Here is a 21,576-nt window from a genome sequence, read left to right as displayed (position 1 = left end):
TTAAGCACGTAACAAACGATGTTGTCAAATGCACGAGGACGAACGAATGCCCCGGAATGCCGGCACCCGAATCACACGGACAGAGCAGGTCGACGCAACGCGCCGCGGCGGACGCCCCGCCGTTCTCTCGCGTGAACGCATCCTCGATGTGGCGCGGCAGATTCCGGCGCGCGAACTGACCATGCCGATCGTCGCGCGACGCCTCGACGTCAGCGCCGCGGCGCTGTATCGGCACTTCGACTCGCGCGACGCGCTGCTTGCGGCGCTCGGCGCCCGGCTTGCGGAAACCTTCGAGGTGCGCGCAGCGGACCCGGCGCACTGGCGCGAATGGCTGCTTGAAACCAACATCGCCCTGTTCCGCTTCCTGGTGGACAACCCGGTGATTCTTGCCGTGCCGGACTGGTCTTACGTGGAAAGCATGGGCAACCGATTGCTGGATGCCGCCTACAGCACGCTCGAAAACGCAGGCTTCGATACGGTCGCCGCCATCGAGACCTGGGGCGTGGTATCCGGACATGCCTATCTCGGTGCGCGGCTGCTGCACGATGCCCCGGCGCAAAAGGACGCCGTGGCCCCGCGTGCCGCGATTGCCGCGCAGCGCGAGGATGCGACCGGCGAGCGGGCGCGTCTGCTGGCGTTCACCCGGGCCAGAGGCACTAGCGACTCGCACGAACTTCTCGTGCATTCCCTGCGCTGGCTGGTGTCCATCCTGCCGGAACCTGCCCGACGCCCGGCTGGCGCCACCAACGGCCGACGCGACGGACAACGGGCCAGACGGACACGCCGCGTGCCCGGTGCCACGGCATGACCGCGCCTCTGTTCATGTCGCAGCAGCACGTCGACATCATGAACCGCATCCTCGCGGCGGACGCCGACAGCAAGGCCGAGTGCGCGCAGCTCGCGCGCAGCTACTGGATGGTTTACGAACTGAACGATGGCGGGCGGACCGTCTGGTGGTCGGTCGAATTCAATCCGAACCGCGGCGTCCGCTTCAGTCTGCAGGAGCCGGACACCGATGCGCCCGATCTGCTGTATCGCGGCGACTACCGCGCGGTCGTCAAGGCCACGCAACGCGCCAAGCAGGGCGGCGACGGTGAGGAGCCTGTCACCACGCACGGCGACCCCGGCGTGATGGCCGTCATCGGGCCGGCCTTCGCTGCGGCCGGCCGCGCGGCGACGATCGCCAGCGAATTTCCGGAATTCTGAAATCTCAGCGGAGCACTTATGTCACGCCATGAAATGAGCCGTATCGAGCAGGCCCTGTGCGCCGTGAACCGCGCCGCGGACCTGGCGATGAACCACCTCGGCAGGACCGTATTCGCGAAGCGCGAGGCCGGTGTCATACCGGAGGGCCTGATTCCCGACCTGAGCTTCGAAGGCGCGACACGCCGCGCGGAAATGGGCGCGCAGATTCTCAGGTTGCTGGACGGCGTCGACGACGAGCAACTGCCGCACGATGCGGCGCTGACCAGCAAGCTGCTGCGTCACTACGCGAGCGGCTGGAGCCGCGAAGCCGAGCAATACTGGCTGGCGATCGATCCGACCGGCAGTCTGTTCTATGGCCCGTTCGCACAGACCGCCTACACCGGCGGCTACCTGCTGGGCTCGATCAACGCGCTGCTGGCCGGCCATGCGTTCACGAACGACAGCGACGGCGATCGCTATCTGCTGCTGCTGTCGGACATCACGCGCATGCTGCAGCAGATCCACGAGCGCACCGCGGGTCAGGCGCAGCGCGGCATTCGCGTTCACAAGCCGCAGCTGCCCGCCGTGCGCAGCCTGCTGGAGCGATTGCGGGCGACGGCCGAAACTGTCTACCCGGTTTCCGCATCGCGACTGCAAGGCCTGAGCGACGCGGAGGCACTGCGCGCGGAAATCCAGCGTCGCGTCACGCATCGCGTGATGCCTGCGTTCACGGCGTTGATCGACCAGCTGGACGATGACTACGAGCGGCAGGCGCCCGATGGCGTCGGTCTCGACAAGCTGCCCGGCGGCCGGGACGCGTACGCATGGCTGCTCAAGCTGCACGTCACGCGCGAACTGACGATCGAGCAGGTACACGGCGCCGGTCATGCACGCATGACGCGCATCGAATCGGAAATGGCCGAGCTGCGCAGGCAACTCGGCTTCAGCGGTTCCGCCGCCGAGTTCGCCGTGCACGCACGCGAGCAACCCGGCGCGAAAGCCACCTCGGCGGACGACATCGGTGCCCGCATGCGCCAGCACAAGGATCGCATCGAACAGCGCTTCGACGAATTCTTTCATCAGCGCTCACCGGCCGAATACGATCTGGTCCGGCTCGCGCCCGCGCTCGAAGGCAGCATGACCTGGGGCTACTACGAACCGCCAAGCGGTGCCGAGCAACGCGGCCTCTACCACTACAACGGCGGCAAGCTGGACAGCCTCGCCGTGATCGCGGCCGCGTCGCTGGTGTTTCATGAGCTGGTGCCGGGACATCATCTGCACCTGACCCTGCAGGGCAACAACGAAGCCCAGTCGCCGCTGCGGCGCAACGCATCGGTCAACGCGTTCAACGAAGCCTGGGCAGAGTACGCCGCGACGCTGACCGGCGAGATGGGCCTCTACGACAACCCCTACGATCGCTATGGCCGCCTGTGCATGGACGCGTTTCTCACCAGCCGCCTGGTGGTCGATACCGGCATGAACGCAATGGGCTGGAGCTGGGCACGGGCAAAGGACTATCTGCGCGAACATACCCTGTGCGCCGACGCGGAGATCGAGTCCGAAACCCTGCGCTATTCCTGCGGCATTCCGGCGCAGTCACTGGCCTACAAACTCGGCGACGAGGATATCCTGCGCATGCGCGACAAGGTGCGTGCACGACTGGGCGACCAATTCGACCATCGCGACTTCCACAGCGCGATTCTCGATGCCGGCGCACTGCCGCTGCCGGCGCTGGAGTGGCACCTCGACAAGGTCTTCGGCGATCCCGTTCCGGCGTGAGTGCCGAACCACGTCGCGCCAGGGCCTGACGCCGGCGCGCCTGTCGTGCACCAGTCCGATGATCGATCGCGGTAGCGGCTGCCGACGGCGCGCATGCGACGGCAGCGGCCGAGCTGGCGGAGCGCGTCGCCCCGCAGCTCAGGTTGCCCTGACGATCAGGTCGGTCGGCAGGAGCACCGATGCGGCCGGCGTTCCCTGAATGGCCTGCATCAGACGCTCGACGAGAATCGCGCCGGCCATGCGGGTGTCCTGCCTGATCGTGGTCAGCGGCGGCGAGTGATGGACGGCGGACGGACTGTCGTCATAGCCGCAGACGCTGCAGTCCGCCGGCACCTCGATGCCGCGTTCGCGCAGGGCTGCCAGCGCGCCCATGGCCATCGTGTCGCTGCCGGCAAACACGGCGTCCGGCGCGGGCTTTCCCGAGTCCAGTCGTTCGAGCATCGCGTCGCGGCTGGCAACGAAGGAAAGGTCCGGCACTTCGAGTTCCTCGAACGCCCTGCCCCAGGACTCGGCAAAGCTCCGGTGTCGCTGTTCGATTTCGATGTGGCCGCGCGGCCCGAGGAACATCGCCCGCTTGCGTTTCAGGCTGCGGAATCGCTCCGCGACCAGCCGTCCGCCCAGCGGATTGTCGCTGCCGAGCACGCAGTACGTCGCATCATCACGATGGGCGCCCCAGACCACGAACGGCACCGCGGTTCTGGCCAGCGCCCGGAACTCCTCGTGATGCCCGCTTTGTCCGAGGAAGATGATGCCGTCCACGCCCTTGTTGGACAGCAGGTGTTCGAAGCCGCCGGAATGGGCGGACTGCGACGAGCAGAGCAGCACATCCTGCTGGCGCACCGCCAGGGCATTCGTGATGTTGCCGAGCAGTTCGAAGTGAAAGGGATCGGTGAGCCGGTTGTCCGGCAGATGCGGAAAGTCGATGACCACCGCAATCGTGTCGGTGCGACGGCGGCGCAGGTTCTGCGCGTTGCGATTGACGACATAGCCGTGTCGTCTGGCAATCTCGAGAATCCGCTTCTTGGTCTCGTCGGATACCAGCGGACTGTCCTGCAGGGCCCGGGACACGGTCGGCTTGGACACGCCGGCGAGGCGTGCAATGTCGTCCATCCGCTTGGGGCCAGTGTTCTTCTTCAAGGGCTCGGGTCCGATTCGCGGATGCTTCCGGGACTTTCAGGGATGACGGCAACGGGCCGCAGGCCCGCTGCGGCACCGGGACGGCGCCGCAGTCGGTTCGCGACGGTGTCCGATTTCAACACACTTGTCGTCATCGATCGCTGCCCTGCCGGATCAACGGCATGCAATCTACCAGTCTTTGCAATCGATTTCAAAATTGACTACATTCGCCGCATGCTGAATCCCGCCCCTGTCGCCGTCCCCGGATTTCCAGAGCCGGCTCCTCATCTGTCGGAGGAGGCTCGGCGCTACTTTCACGAGACATTCTCGCGAATGGAACGCGATGCCCTGCGCGCACCGGCAGCGAGCGACACCGACGCCTGGCGGCGTCGCAATCGGCAGGAACTGCGCAAACGCGAAGCCATGAACATGGCCCTGCTCGAACGCTACCGCCCGGACATCCGGCAGATGCACCTCGGCGGCGTCGCGGTCACCGACATCCGCCCCGCACGCGGTGCCGTTGCCGGCAAACTGCTGCTGTACACGCACGGCGGCGGCTTTGTCGGCGGCGCCGCGCACGACGCCCTCGACAGCACCTTGCCGCTGGCCGAGGAAACCGGCCTGCGCATCCTGTCGGTCGACTACACGCTGGCGCCGGAGGCCGATCATGCACGCATCGGCGAGCAGGTTCTGGCGGTACTGGCTGCGCTCTACGCGGACGGCTTTGCACCGGGCGACATCGGCATCTACGGGGACTCGGCCGGCGCCGCGATCGCCGCCTCGGCGATGCTGCGTGCACGCGCCAGGGCCATGCCACTGCCGGCCGGGCTGGTGCTGTGGTCGCCGTGGGCCGATCTCTCGTGCAGCGGCGACAGCTATCGCACGCTGCACGATGCGGAACCGTTCTACACCTCGGACGACTTCCTCGGCGCCACCGCGCGTTGCTACGCCGGCAGCAGTGCGCTCACCGATCCACTGGTTTCGGTGTTGTTCGCGGACTATCACGCGGGCTATCTGCCGACCTTGATCCAGTGCGGCACGCGCGAACTGCTGCTCAGCGACGCGGTGCGCCTGCAGCGGCGCATGCTGGACGCCGGCGTCGACGCACGACTGGAGATCCACGACGGCCTCTGGCATGTGTTCCAGTTCAAGCCGGTCGAATCGCCGGAGGCGGTCGCTGCCCGCCGCTCGACCGGAAAATTCCTGCTGCAACGGCTCGGCGTCTGCTGAGACCGCCCGTACACCTGCAGGCACGACCTCATATGAAAACGATTGCAAGACTCGATGGCTGGAAGCTGCGCTGGCTGATGAACCTCACGCATCTGCTGTCGAAGCTCGGTCTCGGCGGCGCATCGGCGAAGGCGATGAAGATGCCGATCGAGCGGCGCGCGGCCGTCGTGCCGGCAAGCTGGATGTTGCTGCCGATGCCGGAGGTCGGCATCGAGCGTTCGACGCTGCCGGCGCGCGGCGGCGCGATTCCCCTCAAGCGATTCCTGCCACGTGCGCGCAAGCCGTCCGCGGTGCCGATCCTGTTCATTCATGGCGGTGGCTGGATTGCCGGCGGCGTCGATTCGCTGGACTACCTGTGCACTCATCTCTGCGACCGGCTCGGCACGGAAGTGACCGCGGTCGGCTATCGGCTCGCCCCGGAGCATCCGTTTCCGGCGGGACTGGAAGACTGCGAGGATGCGCTCGACGCCCTGCTGGCCCGATCGCCCTGCGTCGATGTGGTCGGCGACAGTGCCGGCGGCAACCTGACGGCGGCCCTGAGCCTGCGTCGTCGCGGGCTCGGCGTGATCCGCCGCCAAGTGCTGATCTACGCCTTCCTCGATCTGACCATGGCGTCGCCGTCGATCGATCCGCCGCGGCAAGGCATGTCGCGGCGCGACGCGACCGTGATCATCGAGAAATACCGCGGTGCGGCCGCCATCGACGATCCATTCGTGTCGCCGCTGCTTGCCCCGGATCTCGACGGACTTCCGCCTGCCATCATCGTCACGGCCGACGCCGATCCGCTGCGGGACGACGGTTTCCGCTACGCCGATCGTCTGCGCGAAGCCGGCATTCCGGTACGCCTGGAAAATTATCGCGGCATGCCGCACGCCTTTCTTTCACTGGCGAGCCTGTGCTCGGCCGCGCCGCTGTGCATCGACATGCTGGTCGGGGAACTGCAGGCGTGAGCGTCGATGTCGCGCACGCGTTCGAGTGGAGCGTCGCCGACGACGGCGTGCTCGGCGCCGCCGATCGCGCCGAGATCCAGGCACGCGCGGACTGGGCCCGGGGCCTGCTCAATCGCGTCCGCCATCCGTCGGTCCCGGCCGCCACGCAGCTGCACCTGCCGCGATCCGCGCCGACCCCGGTGAACGGGCGGTCCGATCCGTCGCCCGGACTCGCGAGCCCGCTGATCGAGGAAGCGCGCATCCTGCGCCTGCACGATGACTTCAAGTCATTGTCCGACCTGCACCGGCGTGATCACGACAGCGACTGGATCGCGCACTGGCAATCGGCGTTCGCCGGTCTCAACACGATCGCGCCGCAACAGCGGCTCGCGGCGCGACGCGAACTGCTGCAGCGTTATCTCGCCTCGGCCTATCAGGCGGAGGACGATCTGGCCGGCATCGAACCGGAACGGGTGCGGCCGTTGTGGGTGCTCGAGCATCCGGACGCCGGCATGCGCGCGGCCTTCGCACATATCGAAACCCAATGGGGCAAGCTGGTGAAAACCAGTGTCGGTGCCCGCGGCAGTTCGCTGCTGCACACGCCCTACCCGTTCCTGATTCCCGCCGGCCGCTTCCGCGAAGCGTATTACTGGGACACGGCTTTCGGCATCGACGGCCTGATCGCGACCGGCCGCCTGGAACTGGCGCAGATGCAGGCCGACAACTTCCTCGAGTTGATCCGCCGCTTCGGCTTCGTGCCCAACGGCAACCGCGACTACTACCTGAGCCGCTCGCAACCGCCGTTGTCGAGCCGCCTGATCCGGACCGTTGTCGCTGCCAGCGCCGCCGAGTATCGCCGGCACGGCGATGCCGAACGTTCCGCGAACCTGCTGCGCTGGGTACGCGAGCGCGCGGTGCCGCTGCTTGCCAGCGAATTCCTCGATTTCTGGTCCGATCCGCAGACGCGCTACGACGCGGCGACGGGCCTGCATCATCATTGGGACGCCCTCGACGTGAAGCGCCCCGAACGCTATTCCGAAGACGACGAAACCGCGCTCGGCAAGAGCTTGCGCGATGTCCGCGCGATGGCGGAATCCGGTCTCGATTTCACGGTGCTGTACAGCGGCGCTTCCGGCCGGAACGAGATGTCGGCCTTCGCGCCGGTGATGCTCAATGCGCTGCTCGCGCAGTTCGCCGCCGATGTCGCGTGGCTGGCCGAATTCGGCGGCCTCGCCGAGCCGCAACATCGCTACGCCCGGCTCGCTGCCGAACGTCGCACGGCGATCGATCGTCATCTCTGGGACGACGCCGGCGGCTACTACCGCAGCCTTCATCTCGAAACCCGCCAGCCCAGCCAGGGTATCGGCTTCACTGTCTTCGCACCGCTGTTCGCCGGCATCGCCTCGCCCGGCCAGGCACAACGCGTCCTGCAGGCCGCCCGGCCGCTGCTGCGGCGCGGCGGCATCGCCGGCTCCAATCGCTTCGAATCACTTCAGCAGTGGGATGGCGACAACGGCTGGGCGCCGGCACAGCTGATGGCGGTCAGCGGCCTGCGGCGCCATGGCTTCGAAGCGGCCGCACGCGATATCGCGCAACGCTGGATCGCGGCGCTGACGGCGGTGTTCGCAAAGCACGGCAGTTTTTTCGAGCGCATCAATGTCGCGACCCTCGATCTGCCAGTCCGCAAGGGTCACCAGTATCCGGTCCAGGAAGGCTTTCTCTGGACCAATTCCAGCTTTGCGTGGATGGCCACCGAGGTCCTCGGTCATCCACTGAAACCGATCGTGGAGCCAAGTACTCCGCATACCGGCCATGCGTCAGCGGCCGCATCTTGATTCATGAGGAGAGAATCGTGTCAAAGAAATCTACCGTCACCCGGCCATTGACCCCAGCCGGCGAGGATGCTCGCCGCGCGGGTGGATTTGCACGCCTGATGGCGCTGGGCCTGGGCAGTTTCCTGTGTGCGAGCCTGCCGCCATTGGCGGCCGCCCAGGGGGCGCCCCAGCCGTCGGCCACGCAGGACAGCACCGCAGCCCCGGATGCCGATGCCGATGCGGGTGATGCCGGCACGATGAACCCTGCCGAAGCGCCATCTGCCGCCGGACCGCAAACCGCCGAGGCCGTACAGTCGACCGCCCCGAGCGCGGACGATGCACAAGTTGTCCCCACCATTGCCGTGCCGCAGCAGCCTGCGCCGGTGCCGGCCACCGAGCAGACGGCATCGTCGCCGCAGATCGCCGAGGTCATCGTCACGGCCACCAAGCGTTCCGAGAACGTGCGCGACATTCCGGCCAGCATCGCGGTGCTGTCCGGCGAAGACCTGGAACGGCGCGGCGCACAAGACACGGCCGACATCGTCAAGCTCGTGCCCGGCGCCAACGTCACCTCGACCGGCGACAGCCCGCAACGGGTGACGCTGCGAGGCATTTCGTCGGACATCGGGACCAGCTCGACGACCGGCATCCTGTTCGGCAACGTCTCGTTCACCGAGGCCTGGGCGCCGGTCGTCTCGCTCGATCCGAATCCGTTCGACATGGGCTCGGTGGAGGTCCTCAAGGGTCCGCAGGGCACGCTGTTCGGCGCCTCCGCACTGAACGGCGCGGTGCGTTACGTACCAACCCCGCCGAAATTCGGCGAGTACGAACTGAAATGGTTCGGCCAGTACACCTCGATCCACGAAGGCGACGCCGGCCCCAGCTATGGTGCGGCGGTGAACCTGCCGTTCGGTGACACGCTGGCACTGCGCGTGATGGCGTTCGATCGTGACAGCCCGGGCTATATCGACAACCTGCGCACCGGCAAGAAGGACGTCAACCGCACCGACCAGAAGGGCGCACGTGCGCTGCTCGGCTGGCGACCGGGCGATGCCTGGGACATCCTGCTGACGACCGCCTGGCAGGAGACGGATTTGCGCGATGTCGGCATTGCCGACAACGACCAGGGCCGCCTCGAAACCAACGATCGTCCGCGTGCCAGTCCGAACCACACGCAGTACTCGATGGCCGATCTGGCGGTGACCTGGAACGGCGACTGGGCACAGTTCGTTTCCGATACCTCGTACATCGACAAGGGTGGCCACAACTTCTTCGACGCCAGTTCGCGCATCACCGGCAACGGCGCATTGTCGCTGACCGCGCAGTACTACGCCGGCGACTCCAGCACCGTCGGCCAGGAATTCCGCCTGGTGTCGGTCGACGATCCGCAGAAGCGCTGGAAGTGGGTCACCGGCATCTTCGGCTGGCAGCAGGACGTCAAGAACACCCTGTCCGTGCCACTGGCGGTCGACGTGACGCCGTTGGCGACCATCATCGACGCCCTGAACCTCGGCCCGCTCAGCTCGCTGTTCAACGGCAGCGGCTCACCCGTGGTCCTGCAGACCGTCGGCGACGTACGCATTCGCGAGTTGGCGGCCTTCGGCGAACTGACCCGCCGCCTCGGTGACAGCGTCGAGCTTTCGCTGGGCGGACGCCTGTACCGTACGCAATCCGGCGGTCAGAACGCGCAGTCCGGCGTCTATGTGCTGGCCCAGCAGGGCAGCTCGCCTTACGTGATCGACGGTGAAGTGAAACAGCAGGGCTTCAACCCGAAGGCATCGATCGTCTGGCACCTCAACGACGACATTCTCACCTACGGCCTGGTGTCGAAAGGTTTTCGCGTCGGCGGCATCCAGACCGGCCTGACCTCGTCGTTCGGCCGCAGCGCCGCACCGGAAACCTTCAAGTCGGACACGCTGTGGAACTATGAAGCGGGCATTCGCACCCAGTTCCTCCACAACACCCTGCGCCTGGATCTGACCGGCTTTCTCGTCGACTGGAAGAACCCGCAAAGCCTGCAGCCGGACGCGTCGGGCCTTTCGGTCTACATCGACAACGTCGGCGGTGTACGCAGCAAGGGCGCCGACTTGTCGCTGCAGTACCTGTTTCCCTGGGCCGGCCTGAGATTGACCAACTCCGTGTCGTACGCCGACACCGTGACGACGAAGCCGTTCACGACCGCAGCCGGCGACATCTACCCGAGCGGCACGAACTGGCCACTGGCACCGAAGTGGCAGACCGCGTCGACCTTGTCGTTCCTGCAGCCGGCGGGCGACTGGCTTCTGGGCGGTTATGCCACATACACCACGATCGGCAAGACCGTGCCGACGTTCGGTGCCCACAAGATCTTCGGCTACCACCAGCTCGATCTTCAGTTCAGCGTCGCCAACGCGCGCATCGAGTGGCTGCCGGAGATCGCGCTGATCGTCAACAATCTCACCGACGAGCGGGGCATCACCAACGCCTTCACGTCCGGCGTTCCGTCGCCGGCGCTCGCCGCCGAGGAGTATTACTACATCACGCCGCGGGCGATCGGCATTCGCCTCATGGGTCGCTTCGGCGACTGAGGCGTGGTGAACGCGATGAACATTTCGATGAAAGCTGCCGCTCGCACCGCAGCCAGCAGGGGGAAACCGGCATGAAACGGAACACGAAGCTCAAGGGCCGGCGCCTGCGCTTGATGTACGGGATACACCGGCTGGTGCGCAGCCTGGGCCTCGGCATCACGCCGGAAAAGGCGGTCTCGCAACCGCTTGCCGTGCGCAAGGCCATGCGCGCGCCGGGATGGACCACGCTGGCAGCGCCAGCGGATGTCCGCACCACGTACGAGACGATTCCCGGCCGCGCCGGGCCGATCGCCATCAAGCAATACGTTCCTGCGAATCTGAATCCGCGCTGCCCGCGCGTGCTGTTCCTGCACGGCGGCGGCTGGATCCATGGCGGGCTCGAAACGCTCGACTACCTCTGCGCGGCCGTCAGCCAGCAGGCACGGTGCCTGATCGTGTCGGTCGAATATCGGCTGGCGCCCGAAACGCCGTTTCCCGGCGGGCTCGAGGATTGCGATGACGCGCTCGGCTGGCTGGCCGGCGCCGAGTCCCTGGGCGCCATGCCGGCCGCCGGCATCGCCGTCATGGGTGAAAGCGCCGGCGGCAACCTCGCTGCGGCACTGTGCGTGCTGCGTGCGCGGCGCGGCGACACCGTGATCAGGCACCAGACCCTGATCTATCCGGCGCTGGATGCCACGCTGGCGTCGGAATCCTGGAACATCGACCAGCCCGGTCTGGAAAAGGACAACGCGCATCGCCTCATGGATCTGTATCGCGGCGCGGCCGAACTGACCGATCCCTTGCTGTCGCCGATGTTCGCGGAAAACCTGTCGGCCCTGCCGCCGGCGCTGATCCTGACCGCCGACATCGATCCGCTGCGCGACGACGGTGCGCGCTATGCGCGCAAGCTGGCCGAAGCCGGCGTGCACGCGAAGTACGTCAACTACGAGGGCATGCCGCACGGCTTCTTCTTCATGCCGCGCATCTGCGCGTCGGCCGCCGATGGCATCGCCGAGATCGCCCGCGCGATCGCCGGTCTGGCGCGCTGAGCCGGCACCGCAACGCCGCGACGGCAGCGCCCCCAGCCAACCGAGAGACACGACTGATGAAAGCCGGCCAGATGCAAGCCACCCCGTTGTCGATCCCGTCGATACTGAGCTTCGCGGAGCGCGCCCACGGGCGTCGCGAAATCGTTTCGCGTCTGGTCGACGAGCCGCTTTGGCGTTACGACTTCGCCGGCCTCGGCCTGCGCGCGCGCAAGGCCGCACAGGCACTGCAGCGGCTCGGCGTGAACGCCGGTGACACGGTCAGTTCGCTGGCCTGGAACACCCATCGCCACCTTGAACTGTTCTATGCGGTGCCGGGCCTGGGCGCGGTCCTGCATACCGCCAATCCGCGCTTGCACGACGAGCAGATCGTCTACACGCTCGAGCACGCCGACAGCACGATCCTGCTGTTCGATCGCAATCTGCTGCCGCTGGTGCAGCGCATCGCGCCACAGCTGCGTCGCATCAAGACCTTCGTGATGCTCACCGACATCGAGCGTCACGACGGCGGCGGCCTGGATGCGCTCTGCTACGAAGCCCTGATCGCGGCCGAGTCCGGCGTGCATGCCTGGCCGTCATTCGACGAGAACGCAGGCGCGATCCTCTGCTACACCTCCGGCACCACCGGCCATCCCAAAGGCGTGCTCTACAGCCATCGCGCGATCGTCCTGCACGCGATGGCGGAAAGTCTGGCGTCCGCGTTCGGCTTCACCGCCTTCGACGTGATCATGCCGTGCTCGTCGCTGTATCACGCCACGGCCTGGGGCCTGCCGTTCGCGACGCTGATCTGCGGCGCGAAGTTCGTGCTGCCCGGCGACAGGATGGATGCCGCCAGCCTGCACGAGCTCATCGTCAGCGAGGGCGTCACCTTCACCGGGGGCGTGCCGACGATCTGGACCGCGTACCTGAACTGGCTGGAGAAACACGGCGCGACGCCGGGCGCGCTGAAGCGGCTCACGATCGGCGGCTCGGCGGTGCCACGCGTGATGGCGGAAACCTTTCACGCGCGATACGGCGTCGAGGTCCTGCAGATCTGGGGCATGACCGAGACTTGTCCGCTCGGCGTCGTCGCCACACCGACGCCTTCTCTGGCGGCCCGCGGCGACGAGCAAATGCGGGACATCATCTGGACTCGTCAGGGACGTCTGCAATTCGGCATCGAGATTCGCTGCGTCGACGAATCCGGAAACGAAGTGCCGCAGGACGGCGTCTCCTCAGGTGCGCTCCAGGTACGCGGTCCCTGGGTCGTGCAGCGCTACTACCTTCGGGACGAAGACGCGACCGATCGCGACGGCTGGTTCGATACCGGCGATGTCGCCACGCTCGACGAGGACGGATTCCTGCGCATCACGGATCGCAAGAAGGACGTGATCAAGTCCGGCGGCGAGTGGATCAGTTCCATCGACCTGGAGAATGTTGCTGCCGGCTGCCCCGGCGTGAAGTTCGCCGGCGTGATCGGCGTACCCCATCCGAAATGGGACGAACGCCCGGTGCTGGTCATCGAAGCCCTGCCGGACGCCGCGCTGACGCGCGATGCGGTACTGGCGTTCATGGCACCGCGCGTCGCCAGATGGTGGCTGCCGGACGACGTTGTCTTTGCCGATGTGCCATTGACCGCGACCGGCAAGATCGACAAGAAACTGCTGCGCGAGCGCTACAGCTCGCTGGCCCGCGATCCTGCCGCCGGCGAGCCTTCACGAACCTGAGCAGCTGCGGGCGAAGCGGGCGGCGTGCCGCAAGGCACCGCGCCCTTCCGGTTCGCGCCGTCAGCGGAAAATCTTGTCGTTGTCCGGCCCGGACCAGCGCTGCCAGCGCAGATCGGGCTCATACCGATCCGGGTCGTCGGCGTCGATGAATCCACGGAGCGCTGCAACCATCTCGCGGTGAACGCGCTCCAGTTCGCCGGGATCGCGGCCGCGCCAGGCAAAGCTCGCGAAGTCGGGCGCGTCGGTGCTGAAGTTGCCGAACAGGAACGAGACATCGATTCCGTGGTACGCGCCCAGCAGCGACCGCCAGGGCTCGGGACTGTGGTCCCACTCGAATTCGTAGCGATAGACCGGCACCGACGTGGCGGCCAGCAGCCGGGTCGCGCGGTCGAGATACCGGTGAAGGACGCGATTGACGACCCAGGACGTCAGCTTGAATTCGATCCTGTCGATGCGGCTTGCGAAGAAGTCGCTCTCGGTGAGGGCTTTCGGCGACTGCATCAGCTTCCACATCGCGCCGAAGTCGCGGGGGCCGAAGTGGCTGATCAGCAGCAACTGCGCTTCATCGCGGGTCGTGCCGAGGATGGCGGGCACCGGATTGACCAGCGGCCCGTCCTTGCCGGCGGTCAGGACATGGCCGTCGACACGTTCGCGCACCGGCCGAACGCCCCTGGCCGCGATCACGATGTCCGAAGCGGGCTTCGCGTAGAGATACGTTCGCAACGCGGCGGGGCTGGTCGTCCGCAGATAGGCATCGGCCTGGTCTTCGGATGCGATGCGCCCGTCGGACAACAGCAGATGCGCGAGCAGCTTCTTGCTGGAAGCAGACCGCTCCTCGTCGCTGCTTTGCCGCGGCATGCCGGACAGACAGACCACCTTCCCGAACTTGCCGCTTGCCAGCGGCGAACTCATCAGGTTCCAGATGCTGGTGCAGCCCGCGGAGTGGCCCATGACGACGACCTTGCTTGCGTCGCCGCCAAAGCTGGCGATGTTCTGCTGCACCCACTCGAGCGCCCTGATCTGATCGAGCAAGGCAAAGCTTCCGGAATCCGTGCGCGGATCGCCGGTCTTCAGCGCCGGCAGATCGACGATGCCGAAGAACCCGAGCCGGTAATTGATGCTGACGAACACGACGTCCAGCTCGGTGGCCAGTCGTCGACCGTCGTACAGGGGCAGCGACGCGGCGCCGCTGATCGAACCGCCGCCATGAATGAAGACGATGACCGGCTTCGCAGGACCGCGCTTCTGCGGCGCCCAGACGTTGAGATAGAGGCAGTCTTCCCGGCCGTAGGGACGGTCGAACGTATCCGCCTGATTGCTGGTGTAGAAGTTGCCGATCTGGGCGCAGGCCGGCCCGAAGTGCCTCGCATCGCGAGTGCCGTCCCAATGATCGGGTGCCTGCGGCGGCTGCCAGCGCAGCGCTCCGACCGGCGGCTTTGCGAACGGCAGCCCGAGGTAGCGATCGACCCCGTCGAGCCGCTGACCGCGAATGGTGCCCTGCTCCACCTTGTTGACAACCTCGTCGCCTGCCGCACCCGCGAGCGGCGCGGATGCCCATGCTTCGGACGGCAGCAGACATGCGGCAAGCATCAGTGCCTGCAGCTGCCTGCGCGAACGCCGCGCCACGAACGGGTCGAGAAGCTTGCGCCAGCCGGCACGCTGCGCCGCGTCGCATGGCCACGATCGGCGCGCCGCGTTCCCGGGTTTCAGGCTCCCGCCCGCCACTGCATGCATCGCGGGCGCAGCCGCATCGGCGCTGCAGTCCGGCATGGCAGACAGGTTTACGGTCACCATGGCCGCGTCACTTCTTCCGCACCGAGCGCGGCGCGCGGACCTTCGCGGTCTTCGCGTGCCGCGCCATCACCGTCTCGAATCCGCCGCTGAAGACCTGCTTCATGGAGTCGAACGCCGATTTCATGTCCGTCGATTTGCAAAGGCCGCCGGACAGGACGTCGATGCGTCCGGTCTGCGCAAGCGTGAGTGTCACGCTGCCCGACATCAGGTGATAGAACCAGTAGATCTCCTGCGGCGGCACATGTGGCGCCACCCGCTTCAGCAGGTCGATGAAACGGCCGACCGTGAAATCGAAAGCCTCGCGCATCGCTTCGGCTCCGCCGAACGGCGACGAATTGGCATGGCTGACGATCGCCACGTAATTGGTCCAGTACGTCGGGTCCTTCCAGATCGTCTCGAACATCGGCCGCAGGAAGACCTCGAAGGCGCCGTCCACGGTCGGCGCATCGCCATGTTCCGCGAGATAAGCATCCATCGCCTCGTTGCGGATGGCGTTGACGATCACCGACTTGCGCCGGAACACGGCGCGGAACACACCATCCATGTTTTCGAAGTAGTAATGCACGAGGCCGGGATCGACCGCCGCCTCCTTGGCCAGCGCCCGCACGGTGACGCCGTTGCGACCGTCCTGCGCAAACAGCTTCTCGGCGGAATCCAGGATGCGCGTCATCGCTTCCTCGCGGCGTTCGGACTTGGTCTTGGCCGGGCGCGGCAGACGGCGCGCCGTCTTCGCAATGTCGCGCCGAATCATCGGCTTATCTTTGTAGAAGGTCATGGACGAATCTTAAGTGAAGCGCGACGGAGTGCCGCTGCTGTTGACAGGAATTATGAGCTTCCAATAATGTTGATTCAACAAAGAGTGAATAACATGACGCCGGCCAGCGAGCCGACGCGAGGAGACGAAGCAGCGTCGACAACCGCCGGGGAGCGCAGACGGCATCGCCGACGCGGTGCGCGTGGGCGATGCAGGACACGACGACTTCGCCACAGGTCGATCGCGATCCGGAGCCGGGCATCACACCGTTTTCAAGCGCGGCGCCGATGGCATTCGGGCGGCGCGGCAGCTGAACCAGAAAATATTCGAACCAGCGCGGTGCAACTGCAAGGTACCGACGCAAGAGGAGGAGTCAGATGCAACTGGACACAAGAACGGTCGTCCGTCTTTCCGCGTTGGCGGTGGCCGGTTCCCTTGCCGCCTTCGACAGCACGGTGCTGCATGCTCAGCCGGCGACGCCCGACGAAAACGCGGCGTCCTCCGCCGTCACGCCGCCGGCGGCCGACGGCCAGCAGGATGTCGATCAGCCGGCGGACGCGACGCCGTCGGGCGATGCACCGCTGGCCACGATTCCGCTTGCGGAGAAAGCCGCCCCGATTCCGTCGACGCCGGCGCCGGTCGCGGTGGATCAGATCCCGGAAATCGTCGTCACCGCAACCAAGCGCAAGGAGTCGATTCGCAACATCCCGGAATCGATCACCGCGATCAGCGGCCAGTCGCTCGAAGATCACGGCCATCTGAATCTGGTCGATTTCGTTCAGGACACGCCGGGCGTCACCGTCACGCAGGCGAGCCCCGGACTCACGCACTTCAGCATCCGCGGCATCAGCACGGACACCTCGCCGTCATCGTCACCGCCCTCGCCCGTCGGCTTCTTCATCGGCGATACCGCGTTTTCCGATCCCTACCTCGGCGGCATCGTTCCCGATCTCAGCGCTTTCGATCTGGCCGGCGTGCAGGTACTCAAGGGACCGCAGGGCACGTTGTTCGGCGGTGCGGCGCTGTCGGGCGCCATCCGTTACGAGTTGCAGCAGCCCGTGCAGGGCGAATGGCAGGTGCGCGGTTTTGCGCAGACGATACAGCCGCGCGACGGCTCGCTCGCGGTCACCGGCGGCGCCGCGGTGAACATTCCGGTTCTGCCCGATGACAATCTCGCACTGCGCCTCGCCTACGTGCGCCACAACTATCCCGGCGTGATCGACGATACCCGCAGCGGCGAGAAGGACATCGATCACGGCGGCGGCAATCAATATCGCGCAATCCTGGCGTGGGAGCCGGACGACTGGAGACTCAGACTCACGCACCTGTCGCAGGACTATGCGGCGCCGAACGCGGTTTTTTCGGTCGACAGTCCGACCGGACCGCGCGAGACGGACATCAATGTCATCCCCGTGCCGGCACACAACAAATTCGGACTGGATTCGCTGGAAGTCGACCACGATTTCGACGCGTTCAAGGTCGTCTCGCTGACCTCGCGCGTGTTCAAGGACGGACTGGCGAGCGCCGATGGCACGAACGCGATCATCGGTCCGCCGCCGGCCGGCTATCCGTCCGCGCTCGGATTTCCGCTGGTCGTCACCGAGACCTCGGACGCCTACGCACAGGAGCTGCGTCTGCAGTCGGCCGACGGCACGCCGTTCGAATGGCTGGTCGGCGGCTACTACTACCGCTACACGATGGACTACCGGATCCATCTGATCGATCCGCTGACCGAGGGTCTGATCGGGCCGGACAGTCCGCTCTATCAGCTTGCCGCGAATCTCGGCCTGCCGATCGGAACGCTCTACGACGACACCGGCCTGCTCGACGGCACCTCGCATGTGAAGTCGACCGAGAAGGCCTTGTTCGCCGACCTCAGCTACACGCTCTGGGATCACCTCAAGCTGAGCGCCGGCGCGCGCCTCTACCAGACCGCCGTGGCCGGCGGCTTCATCGGCACCGGCCTGCTGGTCCGGGCCGAGAACAACGGCATGGATGCCGACAGCCGGGCCCGGCTCACCGAGCACGGAATCAATCCGAAGTTCACCGCAACCTACGAATTCAGCGACGACATTTCGGTCTATCTGCAGGTGGCCAAGGGCTTCCGCTTCGGCGGCATCCAGGTCACGCCGTCGACACCGACCAACGGTGTGCCGCCGACCTTCAAGTCGGACACGCTCTGGAACCACGAGATCGGTTTGCGGACGAGCTGGCTGCATCGCACGCTTACCGCCGATCTCACCGCGTTCTACATCCGCTACAAGAACCCGATCATTTCGCAGAGCACGCAAGGCATTCCGCTCGGCTACAACGACAATGTGTCCGGCGCCATCAGCCGCGGTCTGGAATCGGCCGTGGTCTGGAACACGCCCCTGCGCGGCTTCAGCGTGTCGCTGACCGGCGCACTGACCGACGCCTACATCACTGCGCCGTTCACGGCTTCCGGCAACGTGCAGATCGAATCGGGGCAGGAAATGCCGGGCACCGCGCCGCAGCAGTACAACGCATCGATGCAATATCTGCGGCCGATCGGCAACTTCGAAGTCGAGATCAACACCGGCTACAACTATGTCAGCAAGGGCTACAGCAACATCCAGCACGACATCGACATCAACGGCTACGGAACCTGGGATGCCGGCCTGATCCTGGGCAGCGAGGCCCTGTTCCTCAGCCCGAAGCTGGCGATCAATCTCAGCAACATCCTGGACGTGGCCCGCCCGAACTCGGGAGCGGTGGTCGGACCTGTCGTTCCGGTCGGCGATTTCAGGACCTACAACCTGATTCCGCCGCGCACCCTGACGATGCGGCTCAGCCTGGAGTTCTGAATCCGGGCGGTCGATGCTTTCGCACCCGGCCCCGAATCGGCACCATCGCGAACCGCGGCACGCAAATCACAAGGAGACCAGGGAATGGGCCAAGTCCAGGGGTGGGTTGCACCGGGCTTCGAACGTGTACGCAGGACGATCGAGGCGATGCCGGCGCCCTGGGCACGCGGCGGCGGCAGCCTTGCCGCCTGCGTCGGCGGCCGGCTGGTCGTCGACCTGTGGGGCGGTCAGGCGCGGCCCGGCCTGGGCTGGCAGGAGCACACGCTTGCCTGCGTCGCGTCGGTCACCAAATCCTGGGCCGCCATCATCATCGAGCGGCTCGTCGAACAAGGCCTGCTCGACCACACGAGCCCGGTCAGCACCTGGTGGCCCGAGTTCGCCGCCAACGGCAAGGACCAGGTCACGCTCCACCAGCTGTTCACCCACTCGTCGGGCGTGCTCGGCTTCACTGGCGCGCGCGAATTTCTCGATGCCGACGGCTGCAAGGGCTGGCAGGACCTCGATGGCATCGCCGCCCACCTCGCCGCGTCAGCGCCCTCGTGGACACCGGGAACGCGCAACGGCTACCACGCGATCTCGTACGGCTGGCTGCTCAACGAGCTGGTTCGCCGCGTGTCGGGCCGGACCATCGGCGAGCTGTTCGATCGCGACGTGAGCCGGCCGCTCGATCTCGACCTGCATCTCGGAACCTCGATTGCCGACCAGCAGCGTGTCGCCTTCCCGATGTCGGCCGATCCCGGCAAAGGGCCGTGGCTGCAGCGGCGACTCTTGTCCTACGCGCGGCGCAAGGGTTCCGATCCGCACACGCTGATCGGCCGGGCGTTGCTGGGCGACGGCAGCACGACGATCCTTGATCGCGCACCGGCCTACATCAAGACGCCGGCGTGGCTGGAAGCCGAGGTGCCGGCGAGCAACGGCACCGCGAGCGCCCGCTCGCTGGCGCGCCTGTTTGCCATGCTGGCCGGCGGCGGCAAGCTCGACGGCGTGCGCATCCTCGAGCCGGCGACCATCGACATCATGCGCGAGGCGCGCGGACGGGCTGTCGATTCCGTGATGAGCGAACCGGTACCGGCACTCCTCAGGCCGCTGCTGCCGAAAACGACGATGACCTACGGTCTGTTCCCCAATCGCAAGCTCAGAGGCAGGCTGCAACTCGGCCCGAACCCGGCGTCCTTTGCGTCCATGGGTTTCGGCGGCCAGCTGGCGATGGGCGATCCGGATGCGCAGCTGTCGCTGGCAAGCCTGATGACCGACTTCACTCCCGGCGTCGACGCCGCCCTCCAGCAAGCTGCACTCGCCGCGCTCTACGCCTGCCTGTAAGCGCGCTCGCGCAGGCATGCGTTGCATCGGTCCGCGGCGGGCGTACCGTCAGTGCCCACTTCAACGCAAGCTCATCGGGCCCCCTGCACGCCCGGAACGACACAGGCCGGTGCCGGTACCGGCTTCGCGTAACCGACCGCGAGCTTGTTGTTGCGCAGGACCTCGGCCGGGTCGGCCGCCAGCAGGTCGTCGATCACCGACGCGTAGAAGCGCACGGCGGGATCGAGCAGTTCGGCCGAGCTGGTGTCGGCCGTGTCGGCCTCGGTATGGAAGAACAGCGTCGTGCCGGAGATCGAGATGATCGGCACACCGCGCGCGTACATGCGCTGCTGTTCGCCCGGATTCAGGACCGACGGCAAGATGCTTTGCGCGGGCATCAGGCCGCTGCTCAGCTGATGCTTCGAGACCATTTGCTGCAGCAAGGGATTTTCCGACACGAACAGAAAGCGCGACGGGTCTGCGATCGGCGCTGCCGTGATCGCGCCGTCGGGCTGCTGGAAGTAATAGCGTCCGGCGACGCCGGCACCGAGGTGAACGTACGTGTAGGTCTTCGCGATGACCTCGGGGTGCGCCTCGATGTAGCGTTCGAGACCGAGATAGCCGACCTCGTGACCGCCGCTGAACACAAACACCAGGGTCTTGTCCGGTGCGGCACCGGCCTCCGCACGGCGCGCCGCGTAGTGGCGCGCCAGTGTCAGCAGCACGCCGACACCGGCACCGCGTTCGGATGCGCTCGTGAACCAGCCGTTGGTCGGCGTGCCGATCACCAGCGTGTCGGTGCTCTTGCCCGGAATCGTCGCGACCACATTCGCGGACTGCCCGCCGCGCAGCTCGGCGTCGAGCGTGAAGCGCACGATCCTGCCGGACATCGCGCGCAGTCGCGCGCCGTCCTCGGCGCCGACGAACAGGACCGGAAGGCCGCACAGCCCGGCTGCCGAATCGGCGTTCGCCGCGACGATCAGATTGCCCGGTGCATTCGTCGTCGCCGCGACGACACCCAGTGCGCCGGCCGCCTGCGCGCGCTTCATGACAGCGGGCAGGGTCGGCATGAATGCGCGCAGCTGCAGCGGCGTGCCGGCGAGCACGATCCTGCCGGACACCTTCGCCGCATCGAATTCCGCCTGCGTGCCGCTGCCGACATCGACCAGGGGCGCGCGGACACCGTCGCTGCCGGTACGTCCCGAATACCAGTACGGAAATACTTTCACGTCACTGCCGTCATCGAGCTGCAGCGCGACCGTGCGCGGCACGAACTGCGGGAAGTCGAACGGCTCGATCTGCGGCTCCAGACCGAAGCCGCGCAGGCTTTGATCGAGAAAATTCACCACGCGCTCGCCGCCGTCGGTGCCGCTGCGATGCAGGCCGATCGCGCTGTAGCGGAGCAGCTGCCAGTAGGCGTCGGCGCCGGTCAGCGCGGCAGGCTCGGGTGCCGCTTCGCGCACAAGCTGGGTGGTCGATGCGAAGCTGACGACGCAGCTGGTCAGCAGGACGGACGCGAGCAGAGCTGCTGATGACCGGTACGCAGTTTTCAT

General features: G+C 66.5%; 15 protein-coding genes. 11 read left to right on the top strand and 4 right to left on the bottom strand.

Going from position 1 to position 21,576, the window contains the following annotated elements; all coding sequences use genetic code 11:
• The first annotated feature begins 28 nt into the window (after positions 1–28).
• From G7Y85_RS20120 to G7Y85_RS00745, 3 genes are read left to right on the top strand one after another with little or no spacing between them, the layout of a single operon-like run.
• Complete coding sequence (locus G7Y85_RS20120; protein ID WP_206675451.1) at positions 29–808, top strand: TetR family transcriptional regulator; 780 nt, start codon at positions 29–31, stop codon at positions 806–808.
• On the top strand, positions 805–1,206 hold the full coding sequence (locus tag G7Y85_RS00750) for a hypothetical protein (RefSeq protein WP_166250706.1): 402 nt from the start codon (positions 805–807) through the stop codon (positions 1,204–1,206). Before G7Y85_RS20120 ends, G7Y85_RS00750 begins: the two co-directional genes overlap by 4 nt.
• 18 nt (positions 1,207–1,224) lie before the next feature.
• The gene (locus G7Y85_RS00745; protein WP_166250705.1) at positions 1,225–2,964 is read left to right on the top strand and encodes a DUF885 domain-containing protein; all 1,740 of its coding nucleotides are present in this window, start codon (positions 1,225–1,227) and stop codon (positions 2,962–2,964) included.
• A 138-nt stretch (positions 2,965–3,102) separates the two neighbouring features.
• Here the strand turns inward: G7Y85_RS00745 and G7Y85_RS00740 are convergent, their stop codons facing one another.
• Positions 3,103–4,101 (bottom strand): LacI family DNA-binding transcriptional regulator, encoded by a 999-nt coding sequence (locus G7Y85_RS00740; RefSeq protein WP_166250704.1) that lies wholly within the window; start codon positions 4,099–4,101, stop codon positions 3,103–3,105.
• Positions 4,102–4,413: 312 nt separating this feature from the next.
• Here G7Y85_RS00740 and G7Y85_RS00735 point away from each other — a divergent pair, with 312 nt between their 5' ends.
• The 6 genes from G7Y85_RS00735 (at position 4,414) to G7Y85_RS00710 (ending at position 13,351) form a co-directional block, all read left to right on the top strand.
• Positions 4,414–5,310, top strand: a complete 897-nt coding sequence (locus G7Y85_RS00735) for an alpha/beta hydrolase fold domain-containing protein (RefSeq protein WP_166250703.1) — start codon at positions 4,414–4,416, stop codon at positions 5,308–5,310.
• Positions 5,311–5,342: 32 nt separating this feature from the next.
• Positions 5,343–6,260 (top strand): alpha/beta hydrolase, encoded by a 918-nt coding sequence (locus G7Y85_RS00730; protein WP_166250702.1) that lies wholly within the window; start codon positions 5,343–5,345, stop codon positions 6,258–6,260.
• A complete protein-coding gene (locus G7Y85_RS00725) occupies positions 6,257–8,074 on the top strand; it encodes a trehalase family glycosidase (RefSeq protein ID WP_166250701.1) in 1,818 nt (605 codons plus the stop codon). The genes G7Y85_RS00730 and G7Y85_RS00725 overlap by 4 nt, the downstream gene beginning before the upstream one ends.
• Positions 8,075–8,091: 17 nt before the next feature.
• Positions 8,092–10,620, top strand: coding sequence for a TonB-dependent receptor domain-containing protein (locus G7Y85_RS00720; RefSeq protein ID WP_166250700.1), 2,529 nt, complete (start codon positions 8,092–8,094; stop codon positions 10,618–10,620).
• A gap of 71 nt (positions 10,621–10,691) precedes the next feature.
• Positions 10,692–11,648 (top strand): alpha/beta hydrolase, encoded by a 957-nt coding sequence (locus tag G7Y85_RS00715; protein WP_166250699.1) that lies wholly within the window; start codon positions 10,692–10,694, stop codon positions 11,646–11,648.
• A 56-nt stretch (positions 11,649–11,704) separates the two neighbouring features.
• Complete coding sequence (locus G7Y85_RS00710) at positions 11,705–13,351, top strand: long-chain fatty acid--CoA ligase (RefSeq protein ID WP_166250698.1); 1,647 nt, start codon at positions 11,705–11,707, stop codon at positions 13,349–13,351.
• A gap of 60 nt (positions 13,352–13,411) precedes the next feature.
• On the opposite strand, the gene G7Y85_RS00705 is transcribed toward G7Y85_RS00710, so the two are convergent.
• Together G7Y85_RS00705 and G7Y85_RS00700 are read right to left on the bottom strand one after the other, a co-directional pair.
• Positions 13,412–14,941 (bottom strand): carboxylesterase/lipase family protein, encoded by a 1,530-nt coding sequence (locus G7Y85_RS00705; RefSeq protein WP_166250697.1) that lies wholly within the window; start codon positions 14,939–14,941, stop codon positions 13,412–13,414.
• A 211-nt stretch (positions 14,942–15,152) separates the two neighbouring features.
• Positions 15,153–15,920 (bottom strand): TetR/AcrR family transcriptional regulator, encoded by a 768-nt coding sequence (locus G7Y85_RS00700; RefSeq protein WP_166250696.1) that lies wholly within the window; start codon positions 15,918–15,920, stop codon positions 15,153–15,155.
• A 356-nt stretch (positions 15,921–16,276) separates the two neighbouring features.
• Here G7Y85_RS00700 and G7Y85_RS00695 point away from each other — a divergent pair, with 356 nt between their 5' ends.
• Entirely contained in the window at positions 16,277–18,724 is a 2,448-nt protein-coding gene (locus G7Y85_RS00695; RefSeq protein WP_166250695.1) for a TonB-dependent receptor, read from the top strand.
• Between the two features lie 84 nt (positions 18,725–18,808).
• The gene (locus tag G7Y85_RS00690) at positions 18,809–20,044 is read left to right on the top strand and encodes a serine hydrolase domain-containing protein (protein ID WP_166250694.1); all 1,236 of its coding nucleotides are present in this window, start codon (positions 18,809–18,811) and stop codon (positions 20,042–20,044) included.
• A 71-nt stretch (positions 20,045–20,115) separates the two neighbouring features.
• Here the strand turns inward: G7Y85_RS00690 and G7Y85_RS00685 are convergent, their stop codons facing one another.
• Positions 20,116–21,576 carry a M28 family peptidase gene (locus G7Y85_RS00685; protein WP_166250693.1) on the bottom strand — a complete coding sequence of 487 codons (1,461 nt, stop codon included), beginning with the start codon at positions 21,574–21,576 and terminating at the stop codon, positions 20,116–20,118.

The organism is Solimonas terrae, assembly GCF_011067135.1.
GTDB lineage: Bacteria > Pseudomonadota > Gammaproteobacteria > Nevskiales > Nevskiaceae > Solimonas > Solimonas terrae.
This window is presented reverse-complemented; position numbering and strand designations above follow the sequence as displayed.

What these genes read in the sequence shown, in the direction of transcription:
- G7Y85_RS00700 (WP_166250696.1), bottom strand. Translation starts at nt 15,920, where the DNA reads ATGACCTTCTACAAAGATAAGCCGATGATTCGGCGCGACATTGCGAAG.
- G7Y85_RS00690 (WP_166250694.1), top strand. Translation starts at nt 18,809, where the DNA reads ATGGGCCAAGTCCAGGGGTGGGTTGCACCGGGCTTCGAACGTGTACGC.
- G7Y85_RS00730 (WP_166250702.1), top strand. Translation starts at nt 5,343, where the DNA reads ATGAAAACGATTGCAAGACTCGATGGCTGGAAGCTGCGCTGGCTGATG.
- G7Y85_RS00695 (WP_166250695.1), top strand. Translation starts at nt 16,277, where the DNA reads ATGCAACTGGACACAAGAACGGTCGTCCGTCTTTCCGCGTTGGCGGTG.
- G7Y85_RS00705 (WP_166250697.1), bottom strand. Translation starts at nt 14,941, where the DNA reads ATGCTTGCCGCATGTCTGCTGCCGTCCGAAGCATGGGCATCCGCGCCG.
- G7Y85_RS00710 (WP_166250698.1), top strand. Translation starts at nt 11,705, where the DNA reads ATGAAAGCCGGCCAGATGCAAGCCACCCCGTTGTCGATCCCGTCGATA.
- G7Y85_RS00745 (WP_166250705.1), top strand. Translation starts at nt 1,225, where the DNA reads ATGTCACGCCATGAAATGAGCCGTATCGAGCAGGCCCTGTGCGCCGTG.
- G7Y85_RS00750 (WP_166250706.1), top strand. Translation starts at nt 805, where the DNA reads ATGACCGCGCCTCTGTTCATGTCGCAGCAGCACGTCGACATCATGAAC.
- G7Y85_RS00715 (WP_166250699.1), top strand. Translation starts at nt 10,692, where the DNA reads ATGAAACGGAACACGAAGCTCAAGGGCCGGCGCCTGCGCTTGATGTAC.
- G7Y85_RS00685 (WP_166250693.1), bottom strand. Translation starts at nt 21,576, where the DNA reads ATGAAAACTGCGTACCGGTCATCAGCAGCTCTGCTCGCGTCCGTCCTG.
- G7Y85_RS20120 (WP_206675451.1), top strand. Translation starts at nt 29, where the DNA reads ATGCACGAGGACGAACGAATGCCCCGGAATGCCGGCACCCGAATCACA.
- G7Y85_RS00735 (WP_166250703.1), top strand. Translation starts at nt 4,414, where the DNA reads ATGGAACGCGATGCCCTGCGCGCACCGGCAGCGAGCGACACCGACGCC.